At 33.7% G+C, this 20,110-nt stretch carries 17 protein-coding genes; 7 read left to right on the top strand and 10 right to left on the bottom strand.

The window, feature by feature from the left end; genetic code table 11:
* Positions 1 to 15: 15 nt before the first annotated feature.
* The 9 genes from Y10_RS03100 to hemH all read right to left on the bottom strand — a co-directional run bounded on the left by Y10_RS03100 (position 16) and on the right by hemH (position 9,138).
* Positions 16 to 654, bottom strand: a complete 639-nt coding sequence (locus Y10_RS03100; RefSeq protein ID WP_281763903.1) for a hypothetical protein — start codon at positions 652 to 654, stop codon at positions 16 to 18.
* A gap of 88 nt (positions 655 to 742) precedes the next feature.
* The gene (locus tag Y10_RS03095; protein WP_281763902.1) at positions 743 to 1,258 is read right to left on the bottom strand and encodes a hypothetical protein; all 516 of its coding nucleotides are present in this window, start codon (positions 1,256 to 1,258) and stop codon (positions 743 to 745) included.
* 929 nt (positions 1,259 to 2,187) lie between these two features.
* The gene (locus Y10_RS03090; protein WP_281763901.1) at positions 2,188 to 2,625 is read right to left on the bottom strand and encodes a hypothetical protein; all 438 of its coding nucleotides are present in this window, start codon (positions 2,623 to 2,625) and stop codon (positions 2,188 to 2,190) included.
* 80 nt (positions 2,626 to 2,705) lie between these two features.
* Positions 2,706 to 3,779: a PA0069 family radical SAM protein gene (locus Y10_RS03085; RefSeq protein WP_281763900.1), complete on the bottom strand. Its 1,074-nt coding sequence runs from the start codon at positions 3,777 to 3,779 to the stop codon at positions 2,706 to 2,708.
* 141 nt (positions 3,780 to 3,920) lie between these two features.
* Positions 3,921 to 5,081, bottom strand: coding sequence for a hypothetical protein (locus Y10_RS03080; RefSeq protein WP_281763899.1), 1,161 nt, complete (start codon positions 5,079 to 5,081; stop codon positions 3,921 to 3,923).
* 131 nt (positions 5,082 to 5,212) lie between these two features.
* Positions 5,213 to 5,995: an enoyl-CoA hydratase-related protein gene (locus tag Y10_RS03075; RefSeq protein WP_281763898.1), complete on the bottom strand. Its 783-nt coding sequence runs from the start codon at positions 5,993 to 5,995 to the stop codon at positions 5,213 to 5,215.
* Positions 5,996 to 5,997: 2 nt separating this feature from the next.
* Positions 5,998 to 7,413 (bottom strand): sensor histidine kinase, encoded by a 1,416-nt coding sequence (locus tag Y10_RS03070; RefSeq protein ID WP_281764758.1) that lies wholly within the window; start codon positions 7,411 to 7,413, stop codon positions 5,998 to 6,000.
* 129 nt (positions 7,414 to 7,542) lie between these two features.
* Entirely contained in the window at positions 7,543 to 8,094 is a 552-nt protein-coding gene (locus tag Y10_RS03065) for a CopD family protein (RefSeq protein WP_281763897.1), read from the bottom strand.
* A gap of 12 nt (positions 8,095 to 8,106) precedes the next feature.
* Entirely contained in the window at positions 8,107 to 9,138 is a 1,032-nt protein-coding gene (gene hemH / locus Y10_RS03060) for a ferrochelatase (RefSeq protein WP_281763896.1), read from the bottom strand.
* Positions 9,139 to 9,199: 61 nt separating this feature from the next.
* On the opposite strand from hemH, the gene Y10_RS03055 reads away from it, so the two are divergent.
* On the top strand, positions 9,200 to 12,694 hold the full coding sequence (locus Y10_RS03055; RefSeq protein WP_281763895.1) for a TraB/GumN family protein: 3,495 nt from the start codon (positions 9,200 to 9,202) through the stop codon (positions 12,692 to 12,694).
* 9 nt (positions 12,695 to 12,703) lie between these two features.
* On the opposite strand, the gene Y10_RS03050 is transcribed toward Y10_RS03055, so the two are convergent.
* Positions 12,704 to 13,591, bottom strand: a complete 888-nt coding sequence (locus Y10_RS03050; RefSeq protein WP_281763894.1) for an AraC family transcriptional regulator — start codon at positions 13,589 to 13,591, stop codon at positions 12,704 to 12,706.
* 201 nt (positions 13,592 to 13,792) lie between these two features.
* On the opposite strand from Y10_RS03050, the gene hemA reads away from it, so the two are divergent.
* From hemA to hemE, 6 genes are read left to right on the top strand one after another with little or no spacing between them, the layout of a single operon-like run.
* The gene (gene hemA / locus Y10_RS03045) at positions 13,793 to 15,046 is read left to right on the top strand and encodes a glutamyl-tRNA reductase (protein ID WP_281763893.1); all 1,254 of its coding nucleotides are present in this window, start codon (positions 13,793 to 13,795) and stop codon (positions 15,044 to 15,046) included.
* Positions 15,046 to 15,975, top strand: a complete 930-nt coding sequence (gene hemC, locus Y10_RS03040; RefSeq protein ID WP_281763892.1) for a hydroxymethylbilane synthase — start codon at positions 15,046 to 15,048, stop codon at positions 15,973 to 15,975. Before hemA ends, hemC begins: the two co-directional genes overlap by 1 nt.
* On the top strand, positions 15,968 to 17,704 hold the full coding sequence (locus Y10_RS03035; protein ID WP_281763891.1) for a TrkH family potassium uptake protein: 1,737 nt from the start codon (positions 15,968 to 15,970) through the stop codon (positions 17,702 to 17,704). Before hemC ends, Y10_RS03035 begins: the two co-directional genes overlap by 8 nt.
* A gap of 5 nt (positions 17,705 to 17,709) precedes the next feature.
* The gene (locus tag Y10_RS03030) at positions 17,710 to 18,399 is read left to right on the top strand and encodes a potassium channel family protein (RefSeq protein WP_281763890.1); all 690 of its coding nucleotides are present in this window, start codon (positions 17,710 to 17,712) and stop codon (positions 18,397 to 18,399) included.
* Positions 18,399 to 19,079, top strand: a complete 681-nt coding sequence (locus Y10_RS03025; protein WP_281763889.1) for a uroporphyrinogen-III synthase — start codon at positions 18,399 to 18,401, stop codon at positions 19,077 to 19,079. Before Y10_RS03030 ends, Y10_RS03025 begins: the two co-directional genes overlap by 1 nt.
* Complete coding sequence (hemE, locus tag Y10_RS03020) at positions 19,076 to 20,110, top strand: uroporphyrinogen decarboxylase (RefSeq protein ID WP_281763888.1); 1,035 nt, start codon at positions 19,076 to 19,078, stop codon at positions 20,108 to 20,110. The genes Y10_RS03025 and hemE overlap by 4 nt, the downstream gene beginning before the upstream one ends.

The following is a 20,110-nucleotide window of genomic DNA, read 5'->3' as shown; positions in this document are numbered from 1 at the left end:
GACTTACAGTATAGACTAGCTAGTTCGTCTAAAATTTTTATACCATTCTATAACTATAAGTATCTGATAACTTAGGTAAATTATATTATTAATTTTCCAGAGTTGAGTAATAAAACCTTGTCCTAAGTAATCATCTACAATAATTTTTGCACTTACAAAAACCAAGGTGCTACTTACTAGATACACAAACAAGCCAATGCTAAACAGTATCAATTTGCTTTGGTTTCCGTCTATTGCTTGAATTAGGTGATGTACACAATAGGCAATTAAGGGTATAGAGCATAGTAACGTTTCCGGAATATTAAAATTTTTGAAAGCTCCGGGGGTTATTGCTAAAATTGCCCCTACAGTTACCGGTATGGTAATAAGAAGAACACTATTCAGTTTACGAATAAACAGGTTTGTTTGTAGCTGTCTAAACGCTAATGATATGGTAATAAACTGCACCAAAAAATAAACATGAGAAAGCCATAAATTATTAACACCATTGCTACGTAAATAACCTATAACCAACTGATTGAGCATCATAACAGCAGTGTACAAAAACAAATACAGTAGTACTTTAGACGTGTAGTTTCTTATAAAAGAATAAGTAAACAAAATACTGTTTACCAATAAAAAGACATAACAAAGATCAGTTATAAGTGTATGCATAAATTAGTTAGGCTTAGGTACCACTAATTTAAAAAATAAAAGATTGCTTTTACTAAACGCTTTAGCAATCTTTTACTTGTGCTATAACCTATTTACAATCTTTGCATTCTCCATCGGTTGCGTATGGCTCCATTAAAACACTATTTGGGTCACAATTTTCAGGACAAGGCTCAATAAAGTCAAAAATACCCGTAGATGTTTCATCCAAACCTACTCCATTTTCAGCCACCAGTCCATCAACAATAATATCTTTAGATAACTCCACCTCCACATCATCAATTACTTCCGACCCAAATTCTGTGGCATTAATACTCAATGTCATTTGGTAATTTTCGTCCATTCCTAAGTATACGCGGCATCCGTTAACATCTCCACTAATAGCACTCAATTTTCTTAGCTCAGCTGCCATATTATAGAGTCCCTCAATATCATCTTTAGGTATCCAAAATCCCTTTACAAAATCTGTTGGCAATCGCTCTTCTTCAGGTTTCCCTTCGTTATAAATATCTACAATGGCAGTCATTGTATTGGCATAACGGCTAATACGATCTACAGCGGTACCTATTGATATTTCATTATTCTCTAATCCTACTGGTTTTTTCATAATATGTTATTTTTAAAAGTTAGTACTAGGTATACCATTAAATATAACACATATATCATTGATTTTCAGCAAACGATTACTATTATCGATGTATAAAAATGATTATCGGTCAATTACGGGTTTCCGGAAGTTTTTATACCATTCAATCATTATAAGAAGTTGGTAAATAACGTATACAAAAGCATTGATACTCCAAAAATTATATCTGAAGGAAACAAACTCATTTACTACCTTTTCTAAAAAATAATTTGCGCCCGTAAATACAATACTACTAGATAACAAATACACTATAAGGCCCGAAGTAAATAACAGCCAAGTTCTTTTTTGGGCATCTACTGATGTATATAAATATATAATACCATAAGCCACTAAACTCAATGAACATAGCAACACTTCTAACACAGAAAACTTATGGAATATAGAAGGGTATATTATAAATTGAATGATTACCATAAGAGGTATGCACACTAGCAACACAAGAATTAACCTAGAAAAACTTTTTGATAATAAATTCTTAAAAACAAGTGACAAGAGTATAAACTGCACTAAAAAATAAAAATGAGATAGAAATAAATTAGTGACACCTATACTTGTTAAGTACAAGGTAAACAGTTGCACAACAACCATGCACCATGAATATACTGTGAAAATTTTATAAGGTTTGTTTTTATTTTTAGGTAAGTAAACCGTAAAAAGTATGGTGTTTAAAATTAATAGGGCAAAGTTTAAAAATGCTACAAAATCGTACATAATTTACGCTGCTAAAAGAGTTTCCGTATCAATACATTATTAGCTTTAGCATTAAAGTATCTGTAACTCTTGCTTTAATAAACTGCCTCCAAGGTAAACACCCTCGAAGCAGCTTCACTTATACATTCTTTTAATATTGAGCCAAGCTCGTTGTATTTTATCTTGATTATAAAGCAACCTTACTTTACAAATAATGCGCTGTTTGTATCACAAACAGAAGGACATGGTGATGTAAAATCATATACCCCAGAAGTTTTTAGTTCCAAAGCGGTCTGTTGCTCTACCGTATATACAATATCTTTATTTTCATCGTTTACCCCACATAACAATAAACAAGGCTTAGTTTCACCATCTTTAATACCTAAATAAGCTCTTACTTGTTTTACACCTTCCATATTGGCCAACGAAATAAAATCATCCCCAGGAATGGTAAAGGCTCTTAAAACCTGATTACTATCTTCTTTATACTTTTCATAAAATTCTTGGGGTTTTATGGCTCCCTTTTCCAACAATTGTAAATCTGCCTGAAAATTTTCTTTGCTTGCTAGGTAATTAGATATTCTTTTCTGTGCTTCTTCTAAGGTCAGTTGGTTTTCTGCCAATGTTAAGTTACTCATCGCTATACTATTTTAATATGTGTATCTGTAGCCTAAGTAAATTAAAAGTTACATAAGAAAGATTACCCAAATATTACTTTTTAAAAAAGTTTAAGCTGATCATCTTGATTCTTAATGTATTTAGAAGTGCATAACGGCGGAAATTTCTTCTGTTTAAAAAAGGTTGCCTTAGCTAATTCTATTTGCCTTTTAATCTGCATTGCAAAAACACCTTCTCCTCGCATACGTTGCCCAAACCTACTATCGTTTAAACTACCCCCGTGGCATTCTTTAATTTGGTTGAGTACCTTATTAGCTCTATCAGGCATTGTTTTATGAATCCAATCTGTAAATATTTCTCCTATAGCTCCATTGAGTCTTACTACAGTGTAGCCAATAGACAATGCGCCTGCACTAGATACTGCCTTTGCCATAGGTAATATCTCATGACTATTAATACCCGGAATAATAGGTGCCAACATAGCATTTACAGGAATACCGTTTTCCGATAATATTTGAATAGTTTCTAAACGCTTTTTAATAGTAGCGGTACGGGGCTCTAACAGACGTCTGGTTTCTTCAGACAATGAAGTTACCGAAATATTTACCCCTACTAAGTTCTCTTGGGCTAGTTGCTTTAAAATATCTAAATCGCGTAGTATTAAGGCATTTTTGGTGATGATACCTACCGGATGCTTATACTTTAAAAAAAGCTCTAGACAACTACGGGTAATTTCAAATTTCTTTTCTGCTGGTTGGTAACAATCTGTATTGCCCGAAAGTATAATAGGTTGTGCCTGCCAGCTCTTACTTCGTAGCTTTTTCTCTAAAACTTCAGGAGCATTTTTCTTTACAAGTATGGTTCTCTCAAAATCTAACCCAGCACTATACCCCCAATACTCATGGCTATTACGTGCATAGCAATACACGCAACCATGCTCACACCCTTGGTAAGGATTCATAGAATACGACATACCCACATCTGGACTATGTACCTTATTCACTATCGTTTTAGGAAAAACCTCAACAAACCTAGTTTTGTTATTGTCTGCTTCTTCTCCCTCTTTAAAGCAATACTCTAAATATTCGGCATCGGGTGTATGTTCCCCTTCTAAAAAGCGATTATGTATGTTTTTTTGGGCACCACGCCCTTTTAAAAAAGAATCGTCTGACATTGCACTACGCGTTAAAAATAAAAACCACCTTTGGTATTATATCTTCATTCGCGAGTAAAATATTATTTAACTTTCTGCTATAAAAGAGAATTAACTTTTTGTGCAATTTTGAAACAGCTCTTTAGTCTAAACTAAGCGCCCTTATTTCTTTTTAAATTTGATATTCTTATAAAGTTGATATATCCCACTATACTCATTTCTAGTTTGCTTAATAGATATATTTACATTTATATCGTCTTCATAAATATAAAATTCTATATAATCTAAGCTATTCTCTGCAACCTTAGCTGTACGGTATTTACCTTTACTTTGTATCACCTTACTTTTTTCAGCTTTAAATTCAAAAGACATATTCTTCATATACTCCGGATATATTTTAACATCTAAGTACATTCCCTTTTCATAATCAAAAACTGGGGCATATTCAATCTTACGTATATTAAAAGACACAGGTTCCTTCTTGTTTTCTAATTGCTCAAAATAGCTTTCGGGTAAAGCTATACTTAAAGCATTATCGGCAAATTCTACTTGCCATTTTGGTAGTAAAAATCTATTTATATATTCTTCTAGACTGCCTACTGTGAGGGTAGCTAAAAACTCCGATAGATTCTTATGTGTCTCTTCTGCAGTAGATCCTTCAATAAAGGCTTTATAAATACCATCTAAACTAGTGCGCTTACCTGTTAATTCTGCTATTTGTTTGCACATTTCATTAAGCTTAACATCATTTAGATTCTCAAAACTTAATGCAATTCCATTCTTTTTGTTTAAAAGAGCAATGGCTTGTTCTACAACAGCAGCGTCATCTTCAAAATCGTAATGGTTTATACAGCTAGCCAACACCTGTGCTTCGCTCATAGACTGCACTACTTTAATAATGCTAAACATTCTTAAGTAGTTGTTAGGGTAAATTTCATCAATTGTATAAGACAACCCATAAGCATAGCCAGGCCATTCAGATGTAGAGATAACTCTAATAGGGTTGCTTCTATCTTCTAAATTTTTATTAAAAGATAAAACAATATCGGTGTTTAGAAATTCAAAATCATAATTGGTTTTAGGAATTAGTGCCATACTAAAAAACATGGCAGAATTTCTAGCATCTATATTATACTGTAAATCTTTGTAGAAAACCTTACTATTAGAAGCTACATACCAATCTCTAAAAAAGTTAAACTCCTTAGGTATTTTAACTTGATCATCCATCACTAATAATTTCCTAAAAGATGGATAGTAACGTTGTGCCTGCAAAGGCTTTATAAAAGCAAAAAGTAATACGACTAAAAAAGCTATTTTTCTCATAAACTAAAGAAATTGATTGGGTTGTTTAACTATTAGATACGCTAATTACACATCTAATATGCGTAAAGGTACACTAAAAAAAAGGATGGTTAAACCATCCTTCCTCTCTGTAAATATAATTTAAAGTCAGCCTATTTTCCTGGAAAATCAGCTTTACGCTTTTCTAAGAATGCCGTAGTTCCTTCTTTAAAATCTTCAGTTCCAAAACAATATCCAAAAGCCTCAATTTCTGTTTTAAAACCATCTACATCATATTTAAAACCGCCGTTAACAGCCTCTATAGCCTTACCTATAGCTACCGGAGAGTTCTTAGTAATTTTTTCAGCCAACTTTTTACAAAATGGCAATAATTCTTCTTGTGCTACCATGTGGTTTATTAACCCCCACATAAGTGCTGATTCTGTACCTATCATTCCACCAGTCATTATCATTTCCATAGCTCTCCCTTTACCAATAAGTCTAGGTAAGCGCTGCGTACCACCATATCCTGGTATTACTCCTAAAGACACCTCTGGCAAGCCCATTCTGGCACTATCACTAGCTACTCTAATATGGCATGCCATAGCTAGCTCTAAACCACCTCCTAATGCAAAACCATTCACAGCCGCAATAACCGGTGTTTTTAAATTCTCTACAAAATCAAATAACGTATGGTGGCCTTTGGCTGCCAATGCAGTACCTTCTTCCACAGAAAACGATGCAAATTCTGCTATGTCTGCCCCAGCCACAAATGCCTTTTCACCGCTCCCGGTAATAATAATAGCTTTTACCTCAGCATCTGCATCTAAAACTTCAAAAGCACTGTGCAACTCTTTAATAGTTTCGTTGTTTAGTGCATTCAACTTTTTAGGCCTGTTAATAGTAATAATTGCCAGGTTGTTTTCCTTTGCTGTAATGATGTTGTTGTAATCCATAATTAAAGTTCTTTTTCTTTTGGAAATGTTACCGTAAATACGGTTCCGGTGTTTTGTTTAGATGTAAATGTAATGGTTCCCTTATAGGTTTCCACAATATTCTTTACCATTCCTAAACCTAATCCCATTCCGCTGGTTTTGGTGGTAAATTTGGGCTCAAATATTTTATCTTTATTTTCTTCTAAAATTCCAATTCCGTTATCGGCCACTTGTATTTTAATAGCATCGCCTTCTGCAAATACACTTACCAATATTTTTGGTTCTTTACCTTCTGGTATAGCCTGCAACGCATTTTTTACTAAGTTAGTAATAATACGCACTAATTGCGTACGGTCTAATTTAGCAATCAGTTCATCTTGCTGTGGGCGGTATATAATTTTTTCTTCTTTAAAAATGTCTAGTGCTAGCTTTACTACACTTACCACATCTAGCGTTTCGTTTTGTTGGGCAGGCATATTAGCAAAACTAGAAAATGCCGATGCTATACTACTCATAGTATCAATCTGCTGAATTAGCGTTTCACAAAACTCACTTACTTTTGTATGCACATTAGGATCGGCAGGATCAAAACGTCTTTCAAAACTTTGTACACTTAAACGCATAGGCGTTAATGGGTTTTTAATTTCGTGTGCTACTTGTTTTGCCATTTCTCGCCACGCTTGCTCACGCTCACTCTTAGCCAATTTTACCGCACTTTCCGCCAGCTTATCAATCATTCCGTTATAGGCTTCTATAAGGTGACGTAGCTCGTCGCTAGGATCTTTTATATAAATTTTCTGGTCTCCTTTGGTTAACTGTGTTTCGTGTAACTTATCTGAAATAGTTTTTAAAGATTTGGTGATATAAGTTGATACAAAATACGCCAAGAAAACCGCTATAATAATCATAAACACATATACAATTACCAAGCGGTATAAGAACTCTTCTAACTCTCTATTGGTTAAAGAATCGTCTTCAAAATAAGGTATATTTAAAATACCTATGGGTTTAAAGCGGGCATCGGTTATATAAACGTATAACGATTGGTAGCTATTACCTGCCGCGTGCTGATAGGCAACATACCTTTTGTTGGGGCTGTTGTATAAATTATCTAAAACCTCGGTGCTTAATTGTGTAGCATAACCGTTGTACACTAATTGCGGGCGCGAACTTTTAATAATCTCTCCATCAAGATCGTAGATATTAAAATTTACATTTTGTATATCTGCAATCTCATAGATAGCATCTCTAAAAATATATTGTAAATTCTCGGTAGTAACCTCGTAAGTAGTTCCCTTTAGCACATAGTCAATACTGAGCATAATTTGCTCTTCTTTGGTTTCTAAACGAGACTCATGGTAATCTTTTGCTTGTTGCCGGTATTGGTAAATAGTTACAATGGCAATTAGCAAACATGCAATAATTACCAATGAAATCATGGCCACAAAAATACGCGAACGTAAAGATATTTTTTTTAGCACCGGCTGTTGTGTTTTGCTGTTTAAAGATACTAAATTAAAGCATCTTATGCCTAACTTTTCAAATATGGTGCCATAACACCTTGCTTATTAAGCCTCCGGATTCTTTTCTCTAATACGTTTGTACAAACGTATACCCAGCATTAATAAAATACCTAATACAAAAATGCCAACTACACCAAACACCCAGTTTATAGCGCTTTTTAAAATCACTAAAAAGATAACGGCAAATAAAATAATAGTAGCCCCTTCATTATAAATACGCATAAAGTTAGACGTGTATTTTACAATGCCTTGTTGCAGTTGCTTAAATATTTGATGTGTTTTTAAGTGGTAGATAATAAGAAAAACTACAAACAGCAATTTTACATGCATCCAAGGTTGTTCTAAATAGAAGGGTCTTATAATAAGTAAAGCAATGGCAAAGGTAGTAGCCAGTATTGCCGATGGCCAAGTAATAATAAACCATAAACGCTTGGTCATTAACCTAAGCTGCTCCGTTAAAATACTTTTTTCTGGCTCTGGCTTGGCGGCTGCCTCTATGTGGTACATAAAAAGCCTAGGTATGTAAAACAACCCAGCAAACCAGGTAATTACAAAAATAAGATGAAGTGCTTTTACATAATTATAAAACTCTTCCATTAGGTACAAATATTAAGCTGTTATTTCTTGTGTTGCTGCCCATTGGTCTACCCAACGTGCTAGTACATTTATCCAGTCTTCACGGTCATTTAAACAAGGTATTGCGTAGAAATTAGCACCTCCAGCTTCAATAAACTCCTCTTTACCTTCCATACCAATCTCTTCCAATGTTTCTAAACAATCAGATACAAAGGCAGGGGTTACTACCGCTAAGTTTTTAATTCCTTTATGGGCTAAATCTTCAATGGTTTTATCGGTATACGGTTGTAACCATGGGTCTCTACCCAATCTACTTTGGAACGATGTACTGTAGGTACCTTCTTTTAAACCTAGTGTTTCTACTACTTGTCTTGTAGTTTCATAACACTGATGACGGTAACAGAACTGATGTGCAGGTGATGGTGTTTTACAACATTGCCCATCTATTTGACAGTGCGACTTAGTAATGTCTGATTTTCTTATATGTCTTTCTGGTACTCCGTGGTAAGAGAATAATAAGTAATCCCATTTTTTATCTTTCAACTCGTCTGCAATAGACTGTGATAACACTCTTACATAATCTGCATGATTATAAAATGCAGGCAACTCTGTAAAAGACATTTTAGGGAATTTTTTCTTTCTTATTTCCTCTGCCAATACCAAAATAGTCTCGGTAGTAGCCATAGCAAATTGCGGGTATAAAGGCACTAAAAGTACTTCGTCTACCCCTTTATCTGCTAACTCTTGAAGTCCACTTTCAATAGAAGGATTTCCGTATCTCATTGCTAAAGCCACTGGTACAGAAACTTTCTCTTGCACCTTTTCTTGTAAGCGCTCAGACAATACAATAAGTGGCGAACCTTCGTCCCACCATATTTTTTTATACGCAGCCGCAGATTTTTTAGGACGTGTATTTAAAATAATTCCTTTTACTAGGAAAGCTCGTAACAAATAAGGCTGATCAATAACCCTTTCATCCATTAAAAACTCATCTAAATACTTCTTAACATCCTTTGGGTCAGTGCTGTCTGGAGAACCAAGATTCACAAATAATACGCCTTTCATCTGTTATTTTTTTTTCAAAATTAGTATTTAATTCTATTTTTACATATCTAACCACACGATAATGCGATTTAAATTTCTTCTTTTACTACTAATTAGTAGCTATGTTGCTTTTTCACAGTCATTAACCGATAATAGCTTATTATGGCAAATTTCTGGAAATAATTTAAAACAACCCTCTTACCTATATGGTACTATGCACGTAAGTGCAAAAATAGCCTTTAGACTTGACGATGTATTTTTTAATGCCCTAGACAATGCCGAATATGTTGCCCTAGAAAGCGACCCAAATTTATGGCTAGATTATTATATAGATAAACAGTTTTCAATAGATTTTTATAATTATTACAGAGGTGGACTCTATAGAGAGGCCAATATTAAGCAACCCACGATTAATGAAGTAGCCTCTTTATTTGGGTATGATAACCAAATGATTAATGGTGTGCTGTACCGTACCAATGACTATTCGCAAAACTTTGAAGACGAAACCTATTTAGATATGTTTATCTATCAAGCTTGTAAAAAGTTTGACAAAAAATTTGTTCCGCTAGAAGATATTAAAGAATCAGACTCTTTAATGATGCATCTTAGAGAGGATGATGTTAAAGATATACCTGATGAGTGGTTAAAGAAAAAGCTGAAAAATGAGAACTACGGAAGCTTAATGGAAAACGCTTACAGAGAACGAAACATTAACTTTATAGACTCTTTACAAAGAGGTTTTTACAATAAAAATTATCTAAAGTACATGCTTTATGAGCGTAACAAGATAATGGCTAGAGGTATTATAAACACCATTCAAAAAGGAAGTACCTTTACTGGTGTTGGTGCAGCCCACTTGCCAGGTGAAAATGGGGTTATACAACTGTTAAGAGATGCAGGATACACAGTAACACCCCTACAATCTTCTAAAACTGCTAAAGGGAAAAAAATTAAAGCAAAGTTTGAAGATAAATTTGTGAATACAGATTTACAAGAAACCGGAACCGAAACCAATTTCATAAACTTAAAACTACCTAGTAAACTATACAACATGGGCACCATAAACAATGCTACATTTTATGGTTCACCAGACCTTACCAATGGTTCGTATGTATCACTTATAAGGGTTAGTAGGTTTCATTATTTACCAAAGGCCGATAGTATATCTTTAAAAGAATTAGAGAATTTGTTTTTTGAAGTAATACCTGGCAACATCACTACCAAAACTCCTATTACTAATGGTAATTATGCAGGATATAATATTGTTAGTAAACTTAAAAATGGAGATTACCAACGCTACCAAATTTTTGAAACCCCTTTAGAAATTGTAATTTTTAAAATGGGGGGTAAAAAAGAGTTTGTTTTATCACATAGCGATGCTATTTTTAATACTATCTCTTTTAGAAACCATACAAATAACAGCTTAACAACGGTAACCGATGCTTTTAAAAGTTTTGAAATTACTGTACCCGAAGAATATGCGTTTTACAATTACGATAAAATAGGCACCAAACTTATTCAAGCAGTTAATACCCAAACCGGAAGCGTTTACACTTTAGAAAAAGTAACACATAATGAGTTTAATTATATTGAAGAAGATCCCTTTGAATTAAAACACTTCCAACGACGCTTTTACGAAAGTTTAGATGTAACCCCAGCATATAACCCATTTACCACCTTGGGTAAACATTCATTGCTAACCTCAAGTGGCATAGTAGACTCTACTACCAACACCAAAGTACATGTAGCTACTACACTACACAAAGGCAACTTTTATTTAATGAGTGCATTTAATGCAACAGAAAAAGATGCTACAGCATTTTTTACCTCTTTAAAAATTAAGCAACCAACATACGAAAAACCATTTGAAAAGGTAATTGATACCGCTTTACACTTTACTACCAAAACAAATGCTAAGGTACCAGAGCATACCAATTTAGTAATTCATCCGGTATACAATAATAGAAATAAGAAAAACGAAGACACCTATAAAAAATACGTAAAAACAAGTGTATACCTTAATAGAAACAGCGAAAAAATAAATGTAGAACTTATTAAACTAAACGATTATACCACCTATGCTAACATTGATAGCCTATGGAATAATGAATTTGAAATAGACCAAGACAAAACTAGCTTTATTACCAGTAAACCTATTCGTGCAATTGACAAAGACAGTGTTTATACAGAAACACGCATACTTACAGATACACTTAGCAGCAGAGCTATTTATGTAAAAAGCTTTTTTAAAAATGGTAGCCTATACCGTTTAAAAACAATGGGAGACACCATTAGCAAGCCAACAACGTTTGTAGAAAACTTCTATGCTAATTTTAAACCAGCCGATACCGTAATAGGAAAAAGTCCGTTTACCGATAAAGCACCATTGTTTTTTGAAAAACTACGTGCAAATGACAGCATCGTAAAAGAAATATACAATGAAGTTTCATTTACCGAAAAACACCTAGATACCTTAATGAAGTTTGTATCTAACTTTAACTTTACCACAGAACAGCAACCTATAAAATTTGTATTTCTTTCGGCCATTGCTAATGCTTATAACCCAAAAGTAAAACCGTATTTAAAACAACTTTACTACAACTCTTACCAAGACCCACACATACAAGAATTCATATTAAATCAGTTAGCTCAAAATAAAAACACAAAAGCCATAACAGAAATACTAGGCTTATTAGAAGAAGATTTTCCTGTAGATGTTAAAAGCTTTTATTTTATCAACCATTTTACCGATTCATTGGCATTGGGTAGTCATTTATATCCTGATATTCTAGAATATGCCTCTATAGAAGAATATAAATATCCTATATTTCATTCGTTAGCAGATTTATTGGTGCACAAAAAAGTAAAAGCTAAGATGTACAAAAATCAGGTAAGTCAGTTACTTAATGAAGCTAAAATAATGCTTAAGCAAGACTTTACAGAAGAAGAGCCTTACTTAAGTGCTTCTACCAAACACTTACCTATGGAAGATTATATAACCTTGCTTTACCCTTATAAAAAACAAAAGAATGTAGCTGAATTTTTTGAAAAAATAGTACAATCTAAAAATCCTTATTTTAAAATTAGTTATCATATAACTCAATACTTATTTGGTAAAGAACCTAACAAAGAAGCATTGGTGCAGTATGCTAAAGATCCTAAACACATTTCTATTTTATACAGGCTTTTAGAAAATCAGGATGCACTAAAACTATATCCTAAAGAATACTTTGTACAAGACTCTTTATTAGTAGGGTATACCTACAGAAAAATAAGCTCACGTAGTTACAGTTCGGTTAAAAGCTGTGAACTTATAGAAAAGAAAAAAATTGCCAATAAACTAGGCACTTTTGATGTCTACATATACCGTGTAGTAAGCGTATATAAAAGTAGTGGCAACGAAACTAAAGCCATTAAAACCTATGCGGTACCTGAAAATTCAACCCCTATGTATGAACCTGAATTCTCATATTCAAAAACCATTTATGACCACTCAGATGTAGACGAGTTGATAAAGCATACTTTAGAACAACTTGAATTTAAAGGTAGAGAACGCGTTAAAGTACAGAACTATTAAAAAAACGGGCTACCTCAAAGCCATTATATATTGTTTTGGGGTAGTACCATATTTTTTCTTGAAGGCAGATATAAAATGACTAGGGGTGCTATACCCTATTCGCAAACTAATTTCGTTTACGTTATGCTCTCCTGTCTCCAACATTTTACGGGCAAACTCCATTTTATAATCAAACAAAAAGCTATACACCGTATCTCCATATAGTTGTTTAAAACCAACTTTTAGCTTTTTCACATTAAGCCCCACCTCATTTGCCAACTCTTGCAAACCTGGTGGCTCTGCCATATTGTTTAGTACAATTTCTTTCGCCTTTCTAATTTTTAAAATATTCTCTTCATCAATTAAAAACGGGCATTGTTCTATATCGGCATCTTCCTTATTAAAATACAAACTCAACAACTCATAAGCCTTCCCTTTGGTATATAAAGGTTGTATGTATTTATTAAGGGTTGTATTAAAAAGTTGGTGTAAAACTACCGCCATGATAGGCGTAATTTTACTATCGTTATAATACTTTTTATCTTTATTATCAGCACTCAAAAAATCAATATAATCTGCCTCTGCAGAAAATAGGGAGTGAAACTTTTTGATAGAAATTAAAATAGATACCAACCAACTATTAGGCTCTATTTCAAGGTTAATAGGCAAATCGCGCTGCGGGTTGTAAAGTAACAACGCACTTTCTTCCCCAACATTTAAACTATAAGCTCCGTCATTAAAATTAAACTTGCTAGTGCCCTTTAAACTAAAATGGAACTGGATAAAACTACAATCCACATCTTTGGTTACCAACACCGTTTCTTCGGTATCGTTTTGATGTTTTAAAACAATGAACCCTTTTTCTATTTCAATTTCATTAAGTGAACCTTGAGCGTTATTTTTCTCTATCATTTCCATCTGTAAATCGCGTTTAATTTATTTAGAATTGTTCTAAACTAATAATTAGCCAACACCACTGTTTTCGGTAAACACCACTATTTTTAAGGGTTGTAAGCATATTATAAAAGTACAACTCTTCAAGCGATAAAAAAAGTACGCTTAGCGTTATTTTTTTAATGTTAACCAAACTACTTTTGTTCAGATTTCCGGTTTGAGCAAATGGAACGATATAATATTTCTAAGCATAGTACTTTTTACGCCGTTGGTTTAAGTTACAAAAAAGCAGACGCTAAAACGCGTGGACTTTTTAGTTTAACAGATACCGGCAAGGCTAATTTATTACTTCAAGCTAAAAACGAAGGTATTGATGGTCTTATAGTTACCTCTACATGTAACCGTACCGAGTTATATGGTTTTGCTCAACATCCTTTTCAATTAATTAAATTACTTTGCGAACATTCTCATGGTACTGTAGATGAGTTTGAAAAGGTAGCCTATGTTTACAAAAACCAAGATGCTATTGGGCATTTGTTTAAAGTAGGCACAGGTTTAGACAGTCAAATTTTAGGCGACTTTGAAATAATTAGTCAAATAAAGCAAAGTTTCTCCAATTCTAAAGAGAATGGTTTAGCCAACCCGTTTTTAGAAAGACTTACCAATTCGGTGATACAAGCAAGCAAAAAAATAAAAAACGAAACCAAGCTTTCTTCGGGGGCAACTTCAGTTTCATTTGCTTCTGTACAGTACATCTTAAGGAATGTTGCCAACGTTTCTGAAAAAAATATTTTGCTTTTCGGAACAGGTAAAATTGGTAGAAACACTTGCGAAAACCTAGTAAAGCATACCAAGAATAATCAAATAACACTTATTAACAGAACCAAAGACAAGGCTGAAAAAATTGCCGGAAAATTTGATTTGGTTGTGAAAGATTATGCTGATCTGCCTTCTGAAATTAGAAAAGCAGATATTTTAATAGTTGCCACAGGGGCGCAAAACCCTACCATTTCTAAAGAGCTTATTTTTCCTAATAAAGAGTTACTTATTTTAGATTTATCAGTACCGGCTAACGTAGCAGATGATGTTGCTGATTTAGATAATGTAACCTTAGTTCCTTTAGATTTGTTATCGCAACTAACCAACGAAACACTACAAAATAGAAAACAATACATACCACAGGCCGAAGCCATTATAGAGCAAATTAAGCAAGAGTTTATTAGTTGGTTAGAAACTCGTAAATTTGCACCAACCATTAAAGCGCTGAATAAAAAACTTAAGTCGCTTAAAGATGCCGAAATTGATTATCAGCGTAAAAAATTATCTGATTTCAATGAAGAGCAGGCAGAAATTTTAAGCAACCGAATTATTCAAAAAATAACCACACATTTTGCAAATCATCTGAAAGACTCTGGTAGTTCTTCTAGTGATAGTATTGAATTTATTCAACAAGTTTTTCAGCTTGAAAAAGATTTTTAATGAGAACAATTCGCATTGGTACGCGCGATAGTGAATTAGCATTATGGCAGGCAAATACCGTAAAAGATAAATTAGAACAATTAGGATTTTCTACTGAATTGGTACCGGTAAAATCTACCGGAGATATTATACTAGATAAACCTTTGTATGAGTTAGGCATTACTGGTATTTTTACTAAAACCCTTGATGTTGCTATGTTGGCTGGCAAAGTTGATATTGCCGTTCATAGTATGAAAGATGTACCTACCCTTTTACCAAAAGGTATTGTAAAGGCTGCTGTACTTAAAAGAGCACCTTCTGAAGATATTTTGGTACACAAAGGTACTACCGATTTTCTGGAACAAACAGGAACCATTGCTACCGGTAGTTTACGCAGAAAAGCACAATGGCTAAATAAATACCCAACACATAAGGTAGAAGATTTAAGAGGTAATGTAAATACCCGTTTGCAGAAACTTAAAGACAACCCTTGGAACGGAGCCATTTTTGCAAAAGCTGGTTTAGAAAGAATTAATCTTACACCAGATAACCATACCGTATTAGATTGGATGGTACCTGCCCCTGCGCAAGGTGCTATGCTAGTGGTAGCTATGGAAAAGGATGATTTTACTTTAAATGCCTTAAGTAAACTAAACGATGAGGAAACCGATATTTGCACACATATTGAAAGAGATTTTTTAAGAACTCTTGAAGGGGGTTGTACGGCTCCTATTGGGGCTATTGCTACTATGGCAAATAATCAAATAGCCTTTACCGGGGCTTTATTTAGTTTAGACGGAAAACAAAAATTAATGGTTGAAAAGTCTGTTGCTAAAGAATCCTTTAGTAACTTTGGTAATATTTGTGCTACTAATTTATTGGAAAATGGTGGTTTGGAGATGATGAAAGAGATTAGAAAAGTACTTAAGCCAAAAACAACTAATGAATAAGAAAACGCTTCAAAATATATATAGGTTTATAGATGTTTTTATCTTGTTCTTCCTCATATTCGATTTTGGATTTAATATTAACGAAGGATATAGACCTTATAAGTTAGTAGGTTTTTTTACTCTAAGTGCACTACTCTTAACCTTTAATATTGTAAAGTTTTTTCAGTATAAAGATTTAAGTTCTAGAAGAACCGTGGCTGTAAACATGAGTATTATTACAGTTACCATTATTTCTGCCGCACTATTTTTATTATCACACAGACAAGAATCTATTTTTTTATTAACCCTTAAGTCTAAGGTAATTTTTGAGGTAGGCCTCTTCTTTTACCTACTGCTAAGGTTAACATTTTTAATTAAATACATTTATAAAATTTACTTTAACCCCGCTATTTTGTTTGTTGGGAGTTTCGGTATTTTTTCGCTAATAGGTGCTTTCTTTTTAATGCTACCTAAGGTAACAACACACGGTATTAACTTTACCGATGCTTTATTTACCTCTACTAGTGCTATTTGTGTAACAGGGCTTGCCGTAATGGATACCGCTAAAGACTTTACTCAACTAGGGCAAATAGTAATATTGGTACTTATTCAAATTGGTGGGTTGGGTATCTTAACATTTACATCGTTCTTTGCTTTTTTCTTTAAAGAGAGTTCTTCTTTTAGAGAAGGTATGTATGTAAAAGATTTTACTGCCTCAGAGCATTTACAAGATGTATTTAAGGTAGCCGTTAACATTGTTTTGTTTACCCTTACATTAGAACTTATTGGTGCTATTAGCATTTATTATACTGTATTAGATATAGATGAGATACAAGACAAGCTTTTCTTCTCTATATTTCATGCTGTATCTTCTTTTTGTAATGCAGGTTTTTCAACCTCTTCATCAAGTTTGTATGCAGAATCCTTACGTTTTAATTACTCTTTACAATGGGTAATTATGGCACTTATAGTATTTGGAGGTTTGGGTTATAACATTGTATTTAACACCTTTACGTATTTTAAAGCTATTTTTGTAAACATCTTTATCAAAAGAAAAAAGCACTTACCGGTACGTGTGTTTACACTTAACTCTAAAATTATATTTGTTACTACCTCTATCTTATTGGTAGCAGGTTTTATATTTTTCTTTTTTGCAGAAGGGCAACACTCTTTAAAAGAACACACAACAACCCTAGGTAAAATTACTACTGCTATGTTCTCATCGGTAACACCAAGAACAGCAGGTTTTAATACTATTGATTATACCCAGGTGGCAACCCCATCTTTACTGTTTGTTATTTTATTAATGTGGATTGGGGCATCGCCAGCATCTACAGGAGGGGGTATTAAAACAAGTACATTTGCTATTGCAACCTTGAACATTTTAGCAACAGCTAAAGGAAAAAAACGAATAGAAATTAATACCCGAGAAATATCTAGTAGTACTACCAACAAAGCATTTGCAATTATTTGTATATCTTTAATAGTAATTGGAGTATCTATTTTATTACTCTTATTTTTTGAACCGGAGAAAGATCTTTTAGCAATAGCATTTGAGAGTTTTTCTGCCTATAGTACCGTAGGATTAAGTTTAAACGTAACCCCTACATTAAGTCAGCCTAGTAAATACGTTATTATAGCGGTAATGTTTATTGGCCGTATTGGTATGCTCAACTTAATGATTGGTATGCTTAAACAAGTAAAACAGAAGTTTTATAAATATCCTCAGGAAAATATTTTAATAAACTAAGCGAAATGAAGATAATCATTTTTGGACTCGGAAATTTTGGAATGTCTTTGGCATTAAGTTTAACCGAAACTGGTAACGAAGTTATTGGGGTTGATAAAGACTTAACCAAGGCAGATATGATGAAGGATAAAATAGCTCACAGTGTTTGTATGGATTCTACCAACGAGTTAGGATACCAAGCATTACCCATGAAACAAGCCGATATGGCTGTAGTGGCTATTGGAGAAAATGAAGGAGCCGCTATAATTACCACCGCAATCATCAAGAAAATGTCTAATGCAAAGGTAATTAGTAGATCTTTATCGCCTATTCACGACACGGTACTTCAAGCCATGGGTATTGTTTCAATTGTGCACCCAGAGCAAGAAGCCGCTGAAAAGCTTACCAATAAAATTAACCTTAAGAATATTGTAGACAATTTTAAGATTGATGCAAAATATTCTATTTCAGAAATAAAAACACCCCCAAAATTTGTGGGCAAATCAATTGTAGATCTAAACATTCGTGCAGAATACAAATTGAACATTATTACCATTTTAAGAAAGAAAGAAAAAACCAATATTATTGGTAATACTACTAGCATTATGGAAGTAATTGGTATACCTGCCGCGGATACAGTTATTGAGAAAAATGATATTTTAGTAGTATTTGGATTAAACGATAACATTTCTAAAATCTGTGATAAAAATTCATAATGAATACCATCAGAATTCTATCTACTAAAGTATTAAGTGCTGCACAGCAAGAACTTCTTTTAAATAAAGGATTCGCTTTAGTGCAAGCCGACTTTATTAAGGTAGCATTTACAGATATTAAAGAAAATACTGTTTGTAATAATGTTATAATTTCAAGCAAAAATGGAGTTTTAAGCTTAGAGCACAATAACCTGTTGAGCGCGTTAAATACTAAAACTATTTATTGCGTAGGTGCTAAAACTGCAAGCCTAATAACTTCAAAAGCATTAACCGTTACCAAAAGTTTTGCAAATTCTAAAGAACTAGGTAACTATTTAGTTGCTGAAAAAAAAGAGGAAAAATTCACTTATTTCTGTGGTAACATTAGACGTAAAGAGATGCCTTCTTTACTTAAAAAAAACAACATTTACCTAGAAGAAGTAGTAAGCTATAAAACCTTTTTTGCACCTCAGGAAATACCTGGCAAATTTGATGGAGTATTATTTTTTAGTCCATCACAAGCAGAAAGCTTTTTCTTTAGTAACAAACTTCAAAATGCAATTGCGTTTTGCATTGGCACCACAACAGAAGATGCCATAAAACCATATACCAAAAATACTATTACAGCCACCCAGCCTACTATTGAAAACGTAATTGTAAAGGTGGTAAAACATTTTAATAAGGAATTAAACGAGAAATGATACAGAACGATCTTTTTTTAAAGGCTTTAAATAACGAAAAAGTAAGTCGCCCACCAGTATGGATGATGCGTCAGGCAGGTAGATATTTACCAGAGTTTATGGCATTAAAAGAAAAGTATGACTTTTTTACTAGATGTAGAACTCCTGAATTAGCTGCAGAAATTACAGTGCAACCTATAGACATTGTAAAAACAGACGCTGCTATTTTATTCTCTGATATTTTGGTAGTACCACAAGCCATGAACATAGAGGTTGAAATGAAACCAGGTGTTGGCCCATGGTTACCAAACCCAATTAGGTCTGCTAAAGATGTTGAGCAAGTGGTTGTACCAAATATACAAGAAGAATTAGGGTATGTTATGGATGCCATTAAACTAACTAAAGAGATGCTTGCTGATAGAGTGCCTTTAATAGGTTTTGCAGGCTCTCCATGGACAATTCTGTGCTATGCAGTACAAGGACAAGGTTCAAAGAATTTTGATATTGCTAAGAGCTTCTGTTTTAGTCAGCCAGAAGCAGCACATGCATTATTGCAAAAAATAACAGATACCACCATTGCTTACTTAAAAGAAAAGGTAAAAGCAGGGGTACAAGCGGTTCAGATTTTTGATAGCTGGGGAGGAATGCTTTCTCCGCAAGATTACCAAGAGTTTTCATGGAAATACATGAACCAAATTACAGAGGCTCTTGCCCCTTACACCAAAGTTATTGTATTTGGTAAAGGGTGTTGGTTTGCCTTAAACGAAATGTCTAAAAGTAAAGCATCTGCTATTGGAGTAGACTGGACATGCTCTGCAAAAAATGCGCGCTACCTAACAGGTGGCAAAAAAACATTGCAAGGTAACTTTGACCCCTCTCGTTTACTGTCGCCAATACCAACCATTAAAAAAATGGTTCATAGCATGATAGACGATTTTGGCGTAGACAATTATATTGTAAACCTAGGTCATGGTATTTTACCAAACGTACCAGTAGACCATGCTAAAGCCTTTGTAGACGCTGTTAAAGAATACACACCACATAACAACTAA

The organism is Neptunitalea lumnitzerae (assembly GCF_027924185.1).
GTDB classification, from domain to species: domain Bacteria; phylum Bacteroidota; class Bacteroidia; order Flavobacteriales; family Flavobacteriaceae; genus Neptunitalea; species Neptunitalea lumnitzerae.
This window is presented reverse-complemented; position numbering and strand designations above follow the sequence as displayed.